The sequence below is a fragment of the Kribbella solani genome (genome assembly GCF_014205295.1).
In the GTDB taxonomy this organism is placed as follows: domain Bacteria; phylum Actinomycetota; class Actinomycetes; order Propionibacteriales; family Kribbellaceae; genus Kribbella; species Kribbella solani.
Genome location: NZ_JACHNF010000001.1, coordinates 1,758,775 through 1,772,105, shown reverse-complemented (window position 1 = coordinate 1,772,105; position 13,331 = coordinate 1,758,775). Strand labels below are relative to the sequence as shown.

Here is a 13,331-nt window from a genome sequence, read left to right as displayed (position 1 = left end):
CGGATTTCGGCATGGCAAAATCTGCGCATGCAGCCTGGACCGCAGAACGCGATCACCGATGTCCCTGGAATCCTGGTCGGCCAGGTCGAGCGTCTGGATCCGCCGTACCTGACCGGTACGACGGTGGTGTACGCGCCGGCGACCGCGGTCGCCGGCGTCGACGTCCGCGGCGGCGCGCCCGGTACCCGCGAGACGGATCTGCTCTCGCCGGTGAACTCGAACGGTGGCGTGAACGCGATCGTACTGACCGGCGGCAGCGCCTTCGGCCTGGACACCGCCGGCAGCGTGATGCGCTGGCTGGAGCAGCGCGGCGAGGGCGTCCGGGTCGGCCAGGGCGAGTACGACGTGGTCCCGATCGTGCCGACCGCGGTGATCTTCGACCTGGCCCGCGGCGGCGACTTCACCGCCCGCCCGGAACCGTCCTGGGGCGCCGACGCGATCGCCGCCGCCACCGACGGACCGGTTGCCCTGGGCAACCACGGCGCCGGGGCCGGTGCCCGGGCCCGCTCGCTCAAGGGCGGCGTCGGCTCGGCCAGCGTGCGGCTGGACGACGGCAGTACGGTGGGCGCGCTGGTGATCGTGAACGCGGCCGGCTCGACGGTCGACGCCGACGGCAACCTGTACGCCGCCCGGCTCGGGCTCGGCGACGAGTTCAGCCAGTTGCGTACGCCGACCGAGCCACCACCGGCCGCCGCGCCCGGACGCAATCTGATCCCCGGCCCGCCGATGAACACCGTGATCGCGGTCGTCGCCACCGACGTACCGCTGGACAAGGCGGCCACCACCCGGATGGCGATGGTCGCGCACGACGGCCTGGCCCGCGCGCTCGACCCGATCCACACCCTGGTCGACGGCGACAGCATCTTCGCCCTGTCCACGACGACGGATCAGCCGAGGCTGAGTGTTACCGATCCGGCCGCTCTCGCCCAGTTGGAGGCCGTGTACGCCGCTGGTGCCCGCACGCTGTCGCGCGCGATCGTGCACGCGATGCTGAACGCCGAGTCGGTGCAGACACCGACCGGCATCATCCCGAGCTACCGGGACGCGTTCCCGTCCGCTTTCGCTGCCGTCGAGGGAAGTGCCAATGCCTGAGTTCCCGCTTGCCGAACTGACGCTGAACGAGCTCTCCTGGCGGCAACGCGACCTTCGACTGACGCAGCTCTACGACTGGCCGGAGCCGACCTTCCGGCACGAGTCAGGCCTGGTCATGGTCTGGCAGTACGACGACGTGAAGGAGGTCCTCGAAGCCGCCCGGCCCGAGATCTCGAACGCGAACTCCCTCGACCCACTCGTCGGGTATCCGCGGATCATGGCGACACCGGGCGCGATCCCGCCGTTCCTGCGGCATCTGGTTCCGCTGCCGGCCAAAGCCACCGCCAACCTGGCCGACGAGGACCTGCACAAGTCGGTGTGGGACGCGATGGCCGGCCCGACCGGTCACTTCACCGTCGCGGCGGACGCGCGACCGGCCCGCGAGCAGGAAGTCCACGGCCACTTCGCCGCCGAGCTTGACCGCTTCCCGGCTCAGGGCCGGCTCGACGTGACGGCGTTGTCGATCGCGTTCGCGGCGCGAGTGACCGGCTCGGCGGTCGGCCTGCAGCCAGCGGACTGGCCGCGCGTCGCGGTCTGGAGCGGCGCGCAGTCAGGATTGCTCGGCCGGAAGCAGCGCGGGCGTGAGCTTGTTGATGCGGTCGAAGGGCTCGGCCAGCTGTTCTCGGTCAGTGCCCGAACGGTCCGCGGCGCTGACGGCGAGCGGACCTTCGCGTCTCGGCTGCAACAATCGGGGATCCCACACCGGGTGGCCGTGTCCGCGATGGCGAACTCACTCGCGGCCGGCGTTCACACGATCGCGGGGACCATCCAGCAAGGTGTGCAGCGCCTGCTGGACAACCCGGACCGTAGCTGGTGGTCCGCGCTCAAGGACCCGGCCGGCGCCAGGCGGGTAGCGAGCCGGATCGTCCAGCTCGACCCAGGACTGGTCGCCTGGAAGCGGCGCATCACGAAGCCCGTCACGCTCAGCAGCGGGACCCGGCTGGAGAAGGGGCAGGTGCTGGCGCTGTTCGCCGGAGCCAACCGGGATCCGAAGGCGTTCGGCGATCCGTACGACCTGGACAGCCGCGGGAAGCTGCCGCTGACCTTCGGGTTCGGCCGGCACGTCTGTCCCGGTAAGCAACTGGCCAACCTCGCCATCGAGGTGTTCCTGCAGGACCTGCACGCGGCAGCACCGGACGCGAAGCTGGTCGACACACCCGGAACGCGAGGCCGCGACCTGCTGTTCAGTGGCGCCGACGTGACCATCGTCGTCTGACTCACGCACGTACGACTCAAGTCGTACGTGCGAGCGCCGAAAGGCACCCGAAGGCGACGCGAAGACCGGTCCGTGGTCCGACGTTGTGAGGACGGGTTCACGGAAGGCTCTGCGGTATGAACTTCCAGAGTCCCCAATCGCAGGTCGTGCTCAGCGGACACGGCCTCGTGAAGCACTACGGTCCCGTGGTCGGCCTGGCCGGCGTCGACGTAGCTGTCCGGTCCGGCGAGGCGCTTGCCGTGATGGGCCCGAGCGGGAACGGCAAGACCACTCTGCTGCATGTACTGGCCGGCATCCTCACGCCGGATCAGGGTGAGGTGTGGCTCGGCGGTGAGCGGGTCGACCAACTGAACGACGCCGGCCGGACCGTCCTGCGCCGTCGCCGCCTCGGCTTCGTCTTCCAGGACAACCAGCTGCTTGCCGAGCTGCCTGCGGACGAGAACGTGGCGCTACCGCTGATGGTGGACGGGATGAGCCGCCGGGAGGCGGTCGGTCGGGCGCGTACGACGCTGGCACAGGTCGGCTTGGCTGCTGAGGCCGGACGGCGGCCGGGGGAGCTGTCCGGTGGTCAGGCACAGCGGGTCGCGATCGCCCGTGCACTGGTCGGCGAACCACAGGTGGTGTTCGCCGACGAGCCCACGGGCGCACTCGACGCCGCCACCGGCTCACAGGTCATCGACCTGCTCGTCGGTGCCGCAACCCACCGAGGCGCGGCCGTAGTAGTGGTCACCCATGACAACGCGGTAGCCGCACGCTGCCACCGGACTCTCCACATCGTCGACGGCCGAGTTGGTGCACCCGCTGCCACCGGAGCTGCATGGACGGGAGTCCAGCAGTGAACCCGATGACTGACCTCGGCCTGCGGTTCGTCCGGCGCCCGGGGCCAGGTGGGCGGGCGGCCAACCTGGCCGCACTGGGTGCGACCGCGGTCGTCGCGCTGCTGGTCACCTTCCTGATCGCCGGATCGCTCGGCCTGGCGCACCGCTCGGACCGGATCGGCTGGCGCAGCTCGGACAAGGCCGACCCGGCAACCGCGATCGGCATGCTGAACCTGGACGACCGGCAGCACGTCGACGGCCACCGCTTGTCCGTACTGGAGCTCGCAGTGCTCCGACCGAACGAGCAAGCACCGCCGCCAGGCCTGAGCCATACCCCGAAACCAGGCGAGGTGTTTGTCTCCCCTGAGGTCGCCAAACACTGGTCCAGCCTCAGCAAGCAGTACGGTCTCGCGGAGCCGACCGGTGTGATCACCAGCAAGGGCCTGTCGTCGCCGGAAGAGTTCATCATCATCCGCGGCGTGGAGAAGGTCTCCACCGAAGGACATCCCCAGCACGTGAGTACCTGGAACGACAAGATGTGGGACAGCCGCATGGTCGCGCTGCTGATCGCCGTGGCGTTCGGCATCACGCTCGTACTCTTCCCGATCCTCAGTTTGGTCGGCCAGGCCGCCGGCGTAGCAGCCAAGCGTCGTGAACACCGGCTGGCCGCACTGCGCCTGGCAGGTGCCACGCGGATGCAGGTGCTGTGGCTGAGCGCAGTAGAACAAGCAGTGCTTGGCGCGGCCGGCGCAGTGATCGGATTGCTCGGTTACACGGCTCTGAGTCCGCTGATCGCTCAGATCCCACTAGGCGGCGGACGCTGGTACGTCGGCGACATCACCGTGACCTGGTGGACCGTTCTCGTCGTACTGGTCGCGGTACCGGTGCTGTCGGTCGTGAGCGCACTGATCGGGCTCGGCCGCGTCAGCATCACCCCGTTGGGCGTCGTACGCGGGCAAACGCGCAAGGGCGTCAGTGTCCTTCGCCTGGGACTGCTACTGATCGGCCCAATCGTGCTGGCGTACTACGGGATGCGGGCGGCGCTACTGCCCTTGCTGATCGGAGTCGGCTTCGCGGCGCTTGCTGTACGCGTCATGGGACCGTGGGCGGTGCAGCTGGTCGGTCGTACGATGGCGAACCTGGCCAACGGACCGGTGGCACTGCTGGCCGGGCGCCGCTTGGTCGATGACCCCAAGGGTGCCTTCCGCCCAGTGGCCGCGCTGGTGCTGTCCGGCTTCGTCACCGGATTCATCTCGGTCTTCTTGCCACCTGGTGACGACGACCCGAGTTTCACCGACATGCGGATCGGCGTAGCTCTGCTGCTGTCCCTGGTGTTCCTGACTGTTGCCGCATCCACCGCAGCGGGTGCGGTCGGTACGGCGCTGGATCAGGCCGCCCCTGCCCGTGCCCTGCGGCGTTCAGGCGTACCACTGCGAGTGATCGAACGTGCCTCGCGCTTGGCGGCAGTCGTACCTGTCATCGGCGTCGGCCTGCCGGTCGTCGGATTCGGTGCGCTTTGCGGGCTGGCGCTGAGCGGCGGCAAGGTGATCACGCAGGGGAGTTCCGGCGTCATTCTCCTGCTCGGGCAGGTGGTCGCGGGCCTTGTCCTGGTGGCCGTCGCGGGTGCTGCCGGTGCGCCGGTGCTGCGAAAGGCAAGCGCGAACTGATCGCGGTTGTCCACAGGAGAAGGCGCAGGGTGGGACGGCCGGGGCCGGGGTCGTGCGAGGATGAGGGTATGCGTGACCTGAATACACCGGAGCTCGTGGACGCGTCGGAAGACCTGCGCGCCGCGATCGACCGGTGCGGCTACTACCCCGACGTGGTGACGGACTCGCTCGAGGTGGCGATCGCCGGTGAACCGATCCGGGCCTACATGCTGCAGCACGAGCCCACCTTCGACCGGGACGAGGTCCGGCGGCACATCACCATCCTGGCGCTGACCCCGAGCCGGCTGATCGTCGGGCACACCGACGAGCACGCCGCCGACGAAGTGATCCGGACGCCGTACGCGTCGACGTCCACCGAGGCGATCCCGCTGCACCGGGTGAACGCGGTGGTCGTCAACCGGGTAGTGCCGAACCCGGCCGGCTACGGCGCCGGCAAGGCCGACCCGGCGATCGCCGGCGGCGGCGAGGTGGTGCTGACCATCGGGTGGGGCATGGTGAACCGGATCGACCTCGAGCCGGCCGTCTGCGCCGACCCGAACTGCGAGGCCGACCACGGCTACACCGGGTCGGTCGCCGCCGACGACATCTCGCTGCGGATCAGTTCCGCCGCGGACGGCCCGGCCGGCATCCAGCAGGTGCTCGAGTTCGCCAAGGCGCTCTCGTTCGCCACCAGCAGGTAGTGCCGTGATCGTGCCCGTCGCCCCCGAGTACGGCGGCGGATCGCTCGCCGACGTACTGCCCTCGATCGCCGGCGCGCTGTCGGTGCCGGGGGACACCAACCGCCTCGACCTCCCACCGGCCGCGCGCTACGCCGTGCTGTTGTTCGACGGCCTCGGGTGGAACCTGCTGCAGCGGTACGCCGAGTTCGCGCCGTACTTGTCGTCCTTGATGCCGGCGAGTCGCAGCCTGACCGCCGGAGTGCCGTCGACAACCGCGACAAGCCTCACCAGCCTCGGCACCGGCCTGCCGCCGGGCGCGCACGGCATCGTCGGCTACACGACCCTCGTACCGGAGCGTGACGCCCTGCTGAACGCGCTCGCCTGGGACGTACCGGTGGACCCGCGCCGCTGGCAACCGCACGCGACTGTCTTCGACCGGATGGCCGCGGCCGGCGTCGCCGCCCGCAACGTGAGCAAGGCGCGCTTCGAGACCTCCGGCCTGACCGCTGCCGCGTTCCGCGGGACACGTCATCGCGGCGCCGACACGATCGAGGACCGGCTGGACGCCACCCGGTTCGCAAGCCGCGAAGGCCAGTCGTCGGTCGTGTACGTGTACGACTCGCAGCTCGACTACATCGGCCACCAGCAGGGCAGCGACTCGACGCAGTGGCGCAAGGAACTCGCGGCCGCCGACGAGTTCGCCCAGCGCGTACGGGCCGCGCTGCCGCGTGACGCCGTGCTGCTCGTCGTCGCGGACCACGGGATGATCGACATCCAGCCGGAGCACCGGGTCGACATCGACTCCGAGCCGGCGCTCACCGACGGCGTACGCATCGTCGGCGGCGAATCGCGCTTCCGGCACCTGTACTGCGTTCCGGGCGCCGAAGCCGACGTGATCGCGACCTACCAGGAGCGTCTCGGCGACAAGGCGCTGGTGCTGTCACGCTCGGATGCCGTCGCGCAAGGCTGGTTCGGCGCGGTGGAGGAACGGGTAGCGCCGCGGCTTGGTGACGTGATCATCGCCGCTCTCGGACCGGTCGCGCTCGTCGCCAGCCGCCGCCACGCCCAGGAGGCCGGCCTGATCGGCATGCACGGTTCGCTGACGCCGGACGAGATGCTGATCCCATTACTCGTCGACGCCAATAGCTAAAAGCTCCATACGTCCCAGAAGAAGGTGGTGCGCGCCGACTTCGCGTCACCGTCACGCGCGATCACAGTGACCTTGTAGCGACCGGCTCCCGGTGTCAGTACGCCGGTGATCCAGCCACGCTCCGGGTCGATCGTGAGCCCGGGCGGGAGACCGGTGGCGGAGTAGCTGATGCCGCCCGTACCGCCGGTGCCTTTGAGCAGCAGCGGGATCGCCGGAATGCCACCGAAGCCGAGTTGCTCGGTCGGCTCGGTGATCGCGATCGAACCCTTCGGCTGCGCGGCCGCCGCACCGACGGCCTCGGCGGCGTCGACCATGCCTTCGCCGTAGTAGGAGTTGTTCGCGGCCGAGCCGGTGCACTCGCCGGACGCCGCCGGCGGGCAGGCGATGTCGTCGGCCTCCTGCGCGAGCCGCGCCCGTACCTGCGCCGGGGTCAGCTTCGGGTTGACGCTCCGCAGCAACGCCGCCACTCCGGCAACGTGCGGCGACGCCATCGACGTACCCTCCAGCATCTTGTACCCGCCGCCGGGGACGGTCGAGTAGACCGCCTCACCCGGCGCGGCCAGGCTGATCTTGTTCTGACCGAAGTTCGAGAACCGGGACTTCAGGCCGGTCGGGTCGACGGACGCGACGACCACCACGTTCGGCAGCTCGGTCGGCAGGCTGAGGCAGTCGTTGGTGATCGCCCGCGGCGCGGCGGTCGAGTCGTTCGGGCTGGAAGTGTCGTCCGACTTGTCGGCCAGGTCGTAGTCCTCGTTGCCGGCCGCCGCGACATTCACGACGCCCTTGCTGTCGGAGTACGCGACCGCGCGGCGGACCGCCTCGGCGATCGCGTCCTGGTCCGGGTTGTTCGGGCACAGGAACAGCCACGGGTCGACGTAGTAGCTGTTGTTCGTCACCGAGACGCCCTTGTCGGCCGCGAACATGAAGGCGCACACCGTGTTCTCCGGGAAGAACAGCTCGCTGTCCGGCTCCGCGACCCGGATCGACGACACCTTCACGCCCGGCGCGACCCCGATCATGCCGATCCCGTTCTTCGCCGCCGCGATCGTGCCGGCCACATGCGTACCGTGCTCGCCCACCGGCCGCCAGGCGCCGGGCCGGGTGTCGGCCTTGCCGTACGCGCACGAGGCCGACTTGGCCGCGTCGAAGTTCGCCTTCAGATCCGGGTGCTGGTCGTCGACGCCGGTGTCGAGTACGCCGACGGTGACGTTCTTCGAGCCCAGGTTCTTCTGCCAGGCCTGGTCCGCGCCGATCTGGGTCATGTCCGCGCGATCCGTCTCCGGCGCGGTGGTCGCGGTCTCCGGGACCGCGGCCGGGATCGCCGGCGCGGTCGCATCGGCGGGCAGGTCCGACGTACGCGTCGCGCCCGCCTTCCGGACCCCGTCGACGCCGCGCATCGAGGCAGCGAAGTCCGGGTTCGCCGAGTGCACCACGATCACCCCGATCGGGTCGTACGTCGCGTACACGCTGCCGTTGTTCTGGGTGATCGCGCCGGTGACCTTGCCGGTCTGGTTCGGGTCGGTGATCACGAAGTACGCACGTGACCCCGCCTCGGCCCGGACCGGCCCGGCGACGGCCGGCAGAGCGGAAGCAGCGAGGGTCAGACAGGCCGCGAGGGCGAGCAGCAGAGCTTTGCGCACGGTCCATTCAAACCGGCCGGAGGCTCAGAACCCAACCCACCCCCTCCCGACACACCCCGGCGTGCGCCCCGAACCTCTGACTTGGCAGGATGTGCGCCCGTGGCTGAGCTCCTTTACTTCACCGGGACGATGGACTGTGGCAAGTCGACGCTGGCCCTGCAGATGGATCACAACCACAAGGCGCGGGGGCGGCGCGGGCGGATCTTCACCAGCCACGACCGGGCGGGGGAGTCGGTGCTGTCGTCGCGGCTCGGGCTGTCGGCCGAGGCGGTCGAGGTACGCGAGGAGTTCGACTTCTGGGACTACGTGGTGAACGAGCTGACCCACGGCGGGCGGATCGACTACGTGGTGTGCGACGAGGCGCAGTTCTACAGCCCGCTGCAGATCGAGCAACTCGCGCGGCTGGTCGACGAGCTGCAGATCGACGTGTTCTGCTTCGGCATCCTGACCGACTTCCGGGCCACGCTGTTCCCCGGGTCGGCGCGGCTGGTCGAGCTGGCGGACCGGATGGAACTGCTCCAGGTGGAGGCGCTGTGCTGGTGTGGTGAACGGGCCACCCACAACGCCCGTACGATCGGTGGGGAGATGGTGACCGAGGGCGAACAGCTGGTGGTGGGTGACATGGTGACACGGGACCACGAGCCCGCGTACGAGGTGCTCTGCCGCCGGCACCACCGTCGCCGCCTCACCCAGGCCCGCGCCCGGGCCACCCTGTCACCCGAGGTCCTACCGTTCGGAGGAACCGCTTCATGAGAGAGCGCAGCGAGCTCATCAAACAACACAGTGCGGTTTGTGCCTCATCCGCGCCCGGAGCGAAGCGAGGACGTGGATGAGTTCGTTGATCAGTGCGGAGTCGTTGCGTGGGTCGAGCCCGGTGCTCGCCGATGTCACCTGGAACCTGGCCGGCCCGCCGGGGCGCGAGGCGTACGAGGCCGCGCATTTGCCGGGAGCGCACTTCGTGGACCTCGACACCGAGCTGGCGGCTGCTCCTGGTCCGGGGCGGCATCCGTTGCCTGATGCAACCACCGTGACGGCGACGTTCCAGCGGCTGGGGATCAGGTCGGCGGACACACCGGTGGTCGTGTACGACGCGGCGAACTCGATGGCCGCCGCGCGGGCCTGGTGGGTGTTCCGGTACTTCGGGTTGACGGACGTTCGCGTACTCGACGGCGGGCTGGCGGCCTGGAAGGCGGCCGGCGGCGAGACAACTACCGAGATCCCGCCGACTGGGACAGCTGATGCGTACGTAGCTACCGCGGGGCATTTGCCGTTGCTGGATGCGGCGGGGACGGCCGTGGTTGCTTCCAGTGGGATCCTGCTGGACGCGCGTGCTCCTGAGCGGTATGCGGGTGAGGTCGAACCGATGGATCCGGTGGCTGGTCACATCCCGGGTGCGGTGAACGCGCCGACTGCCGCGAACGTCGATGAGTCGGGGCGCTTTCTGCCGGCCGCCGAGCTGCAGGAGCGGTTCACTGCGTTAGGCATCAGGCCCAGCACCGAGGTGGGCGTGTACTGCGGCTCCGGTGTCACAGCCGCCCACGAAGCCCTCGCCCTGGAAACCGCCGGCCTGCCCGCGACGGTGTACATCGGCAGCTGGTCCGAGTGGATCACCGACCCGACCCGCCCCATCGCCACCGGCCCCCACTGACCACCCACCACCCGTCCGCCGCCCGCCGGAGCGCCCAGCCGCGCTCCGCGACAGGAGTGGATATCCACCCGTCTTGTGGGTTCTCCACCCGTACGCCAGTGGATAACCCGCAAGAAGAGTGGAGAACCCGCGGCGGGGTGGGCGGCCTTGACTTTGGTGGGGGGCTGCGGGATCGTTTGGCAGAAATCGATTTCCCATCAGTCCGCCCCCTCGTGATGCCGGGAGTCAGCAGATGATGAAGCGATCCACGTTCCTGCGCGCCGCGGTCGGCGCCGGTGTCCTCGCCGCCACGCCCGCGAGTGCCTTCGCCGCCACCGAAGCTGCCACCCAGGCAGGCGCCGCGGCGAAGAAGTGCCGTCGCCCGCAAGCCATCCAGACCAGCAAGGTGGCCGACCTGACCGGTCCGGGACTGACCGACCGGTTCCGGATGGCGGCGACCGACCTCGGGATCCCGGCGCGTACGCCGGACGGGCGGTTGCTGTTCATGTTCGGTGACACGTTCGAGCAGCCCGCGGTCGGTGGCGGCTGGTGGCGTTCGCCGGTCGCGCTGTGGTCCACCACGACGAACCTCGCCGGCGGCGTCAAGTGGTCCGGCGCGGTCGGTGGCGCGGCGGCGCAGCAGCTGTGGGACTACCCGCACGACAACCCGACGTTCTCGACCGTGCTGCCGTCCGACGTGATCACCATCGGCGGGTCGATGTACCTGCACGCGATGGTGAACAAGGGTCTCGGCAACGTGGTCTGGACCGAGATCTGGCGCTCCGACAACTCCGGCGCGAGCTGGTACCACACCGGCGCGAAGTTCGACCCGAACCTCGACGGCGGCCTGTTCCAGTTGCTCACCTGGGGCCTCGGCAACGACGGCTACGTGTACGTCTACTCGACCGGCTTTCAGCGGAACAAGCCGATCATCCTCAAACGCGTACGCCAGGAACAGATCGCGAACCCGGGCGCGTACGAGCCGTGGGGGTACCGGGACGGGGCGTGGGCCTGGGGCAACCCGGCCACGCCGATCCTGACCGGCAGCTTCGGCGAGATGAGCCTGCGGCCGCTCGGCGGGAAATGGATCCTGACGTGGTTCAACGCCGGCGACTACCGGATCGACGGCATGATCATGGACACCCCGACCTCGAACCTGTACACCGCGTACCGCCAGCCGCTGATCTACGGGGGAGCGTGGGGCTCCGAGGACGACAACCACGTGGCCCAGCTGTACGGCGGGTACGTCATCCCGGGCTCCACCTTGTCCGACCTGCACCTGTCGGTCAGCCAGTGGAACACCGACAACGGGTGGCCGTACCGGGTGATGCAGTTCCGCGTCCGCGGTTTCGGCTAAAGCTCCAGCAGCATCGTGTCGGACGTACCCACGACCCCGACCTTCCGGAAGCCGAGCGACTCGTACAGGGTGCGCGCCGGGTTGCCCGGGTCGACGCTGAGCGAAAGCCGGGTGTACGCGGCCGCGCGCGCCTGAGCGACCAGCTCGGTCAGCACCGCACGTGCTACGCCGCGACGGCGGAACGCGGGGGATACGCCGAGGGTGAGTTCGGGTACGTCGTCCGCGATGTACCCGTACCCCGCACGGTTTCGCGTCAGCAGCCGCCCCCAGGTCGCGCCGGCCGGGGAGCCGCCCAGCTCGGCGATCACCCCGAAGTCACCGTCGCGCGGCCAGCCCACGAGGTACCGCCAGACCTGGTCCTCCGACCGCACCTTGGCCTCGTCGAACCAGGGCGTCCCGTCCCAGTTGCAGGCCTCGAGCATCATCTCGATCAGGAACGGAAGATCAGCGGCGGTCGCGGGGCGCAGGTGCATGTCCCCATCCTTGCGCCCGGCGAGCCGCGCCTCCACCGGTTTACCGGGCGCCTGCCGACGTTTGCGAAAGCGTTATCGCGCTACCGCGCAGCAAGCTCTTGAGTTAGTAACACGCTTGGTTTAACTTACTCGGGACCTGGCCGGTGTGTGGCTTGGAGCACATCGGCGGCATCCGGAAACCTGAGGAGTTCCGATGACGAGTGCGAGCAGGTGGGCCCGGTACGGGGCTGCTCTCGGCGTGGCGGGGCTGGTACTGGTGGCGGGTTGCGCGAAGGGGACCACCCCGGACGCGGCCGGTGGCACCGGTGGCGCGGCCGGCGGGGAGGTCGACCAGAACGCGCCGGTGACGATCACTGTCGGCGACCGCCCGACGCCGGACAAACCGAACGACATCAAGGCGCTGGACCAGAAGATCAAGGACTTCACCGCCAAGTACCCGAACATCACGGTCAAGTCGACCGAGACCAACTGGCAGGCGCAGACGTTCCAGGCCCAGGTGGCCGGCGGCACGCTGCCGACGGTGATGAGCATCAGCTTCACCGAACCGGCGAACATGATCCCGAACAAGCAGCTCCCGGACATCACCGACGAGCTGAAGCTGGTCGACCTGACCAAGGACCTGAACCCGAACGTGCTGAAGATCGTCCAGGACGGCAAGGGCCGGATCTACGGCGTACCGATCGACGTGTTCTCGGTCGGACTGGCGTACAACCGGGCGCTGTTCACGCAGGCCGGCCTCGATCCGGACAAGCCGCCGACGACCTGGGACGAGGTCCGCCAGTACGCGAAGCAGATCGCGGACAAGACCGGCAAGGCCGGGTACGCGCAGTTGACCACCAACAACACCGGCGGCTGGATGCTGACCACGATGACGTACAGCTTGGGCGGCACGATCGAGAGCGCCGACGGCAAGAAGTCCACGTTCGACGACGCGCCGACCAAGAAGGCGCTGCAGTTGCTCAAGGACATGCGCTGGACCGACAACTCGATGGGCAGCAAGTTCCTGTACAACCAGGAAGAGATCCGGCAGGACTTCGCGGCCGGCAAGATCGGCATGCTGATGCAGGCACCGGACGCGTACGACATGAGCGTCAAGAACTTCGGTATGAAGCCGGCCGACTTCGGCGCGGGCGCGCTGCCGCAGGACGGCGGACCGCACGGCACGCTGACCGGTGGCGCGCTGAAGATGATCAGCCCGAAGGCGACCAAGAACGAGATCGTCGCGGCGCTGAAGTGGATCAAGTTCGAGCAGTTCGACAAGTACACGACCGAGGCGTCGGCGGTGGCGGACGCGAAGACGACGATCGCCGACAAGGGTTTCGTCGGCCGGCCGGGCATCACGCCGCTGAGCCAGGACAGGTACGACCAGTACAACAAGTGGCGTGAGCCGTACGTGAACGTGCCGGTCAAGCAGTTCCAGGGGTACATCGACTCGACCTCGTCGCTGAAGCTGCTGCCGGAACCGTCGAACAAGGGCCAGGAGGTCTACTCGCTGCTCGACCCGCTGGTCCAGCAGGTGCTGACGAAGAAGGACGCGGATGTCGGCAAGCTGGTCAGCGACGCCGCCTCGAAGGTCGACGCGCGTCTGGCCCGGTAGCGCCATGTTCCAGCTCCGTACGTCGAGGCAGAGCC

General features: G+C 69.0%; 12 protein-coding genes. 10 read left to right on the top strand and 2 right to left on the bottom strand.

The window, feature by feature from the left end:
* The first annotated feature begins 27 nt into the window (after window positions 1-27).
* From HDA44_RS07830 to HDA44_RS07805, 6 genes are all read left to right on the top strand, one after another.
* Window positions 28-1,092 (top strand): P1 family peptidase, encoded by a 1,065-nt coding sequence (locus tag HDA44_RS07830; protein ID WP_184832543.1) that lies wholly within the window; start codon window positions 28-30, stop codon window positions 1,090-1,092.
* A complete protein-coding gene (locus tag HDA44_RS07825; protein WP_184832541.1) occupies window positions 1,085-2,308 on the top strand; it encodes a cytochrome P450 in 1,224 nt (407 codons plus the stop codon). The genes HDA44_RS07830 and HDA44_RS07825 overlap by 8 nt, the downstream gene beginning before the upstream one ends.
* A 116-nt stretch (window positions 2,309-2,424) precedes the next feature.
* A complete protein-coding gene (locus HDA44_RS07820; RefSeq protein WP_184832539.1) occupies window positions 2,425-3,147 on the top strand; it encodes an ABC transporter ATP-binding protein in 723 nt (240 codons plus the stop codon).
* A gap of 5 nt (window positions 3,148-3,152) precedes the next feature.
* Window positions 3,153-4,793 (top strand): FtsX-like permease family protein, encoded by a 1,641-nt coding sequence (locus tag HDA44_RS07815; protein ID WP_238352389.1) that lies wholly within the window; start codon window positions 3,153-3,155, stop codon window positions 4,791-4,793.
* A gap of 68 nt (window positions 4,794-4,861) precedes the next feature.
* Window positions 4,862-5,473 carry a DUF5998 family protein gene (locus tag HDA44_RS07810; protein WP_184832535.1) on the top strand — a complete coding sequence of 204 codons (612 nt, stop codon included), beginning with the start codon at window positions 4,862-4,864 and terminating at the stop codon, window positions 5,471-5,473.
* Window positions 5,474-5,477: 4 nt separating this feature from the next.
* Window positions 5,478-6,602: an alkaline phosphatase family protein gene (locus HDA44_RS07805; RefSeq protein WP_184832533.1), complete on the top strand. Its 1,125-nt coding sequence runs from the start codon at window positions 5,478-5,480 to the stop codon at window positions 6,600-6,602.
* Here HDA44_RS07805 and HDA44_RS07800 read toward each other — a convergent pair.
* Window positions 6,599-8,242 carry a S8 family serine peptidase gene (locus tag HDA44_RS07800; protein WP_184832531.1) on the bottom strand — a complete coding sequence of 548 codons (1,644 nt, stop codon included), beginning with the start codon at window positions 8,240-8,242 and terminating at the stop codon, window positions 6,599-6,601. The genes HDA44_RS07805 and HDA44_RS07800 overlap by 4 nt on opposite strands.
* Before the next feature lie 99 nt (window positions 8,243-8,341).
* Here HDA44_RS07800 and HDA44_RS07795 point away from each other — a divergent pair, with 99 nt between their 5' ends.
* The 3 genes from HDA44_RS07795 to HDA44_RS07785 all read left to right on the top strand — a co-directional run bounded on the left by HDA44_RS07795 (window position 8,342) and on the right by HDA44_RS07785 (window position 11,226).
* Complete coding sequence (locus HDA44_RS07795) at window positions 8,342-8,995, top strand: thymidine kinase (protein ID WP_184832529.1); 654 nt, start codon at window positions 8,342-8,344, stop codon at window positions 8,993-8,995.
* A 76-nt stretch (window positions 8,996-9,071) separates the two neighbouring features.
* A complete protein-coding gene (locus HDA44_RS07790; protein ID WP_184832527.1) occupies window positions 9,072-9,890 on the top strand; it encodes a sulfurtransferase in 819 nt (272 codons plus the stop codon).
* A 232-nt stretch (window positions 9,891-10,122) separates the two neighbouring features.
* Window positions 10,123-11,226 carry a DUF4185 domain-containing protein gene (locus tag HDA44_RS07785; protein ID WP_202887260.1) on the top strand — a complete coding sequence of 368 codons (1,104 nt, stop codon included), beginning with the start codon at window positions 10,123-10,125 and terminating at the stop codon, window positions 11,224-11,226.
* Here HDA44_RS07785 and HDA44_RS07780 read toward each other — a convergent pair.
* Window positions 11,223-11,699 carry a GNAT family N-acetyltransferase gene (locus HDA44_RS07780; protein WP_184832525.1) on the bottom strand — a complete coding sequence of 159 codons (477 nt, stop codon included), beginning with the start codon at window positions 11,697-11,699 and terminating at the stop codon, window positions 11,223-11,225. The two genes, HDA44_RS07785 and HDA44_RS07780, sit on opposite strands and share 4 nt — an antisense overlap.
* Before the next feature lie 193 nt (window positions 11,700-11,892).
* Here HDA44_RS07780 and HDA44_RS07775 point away from each other — a divergent pair, with 193 nt between their 5' ends.
* Window positions 11,893-13,296: an ABC transporter substrate-binding protein gene (locus HDA44_RS07775; protein ID WP_184832523.1), complete on the top strand. Its 1,404-nt coding sequence runs from the start codon at window positions 11,893-11,895 to the stop codon at window positions 13,294-13,296.
* Window positions 13,297-13,331 lie beyond the last annotated feature (35 nt).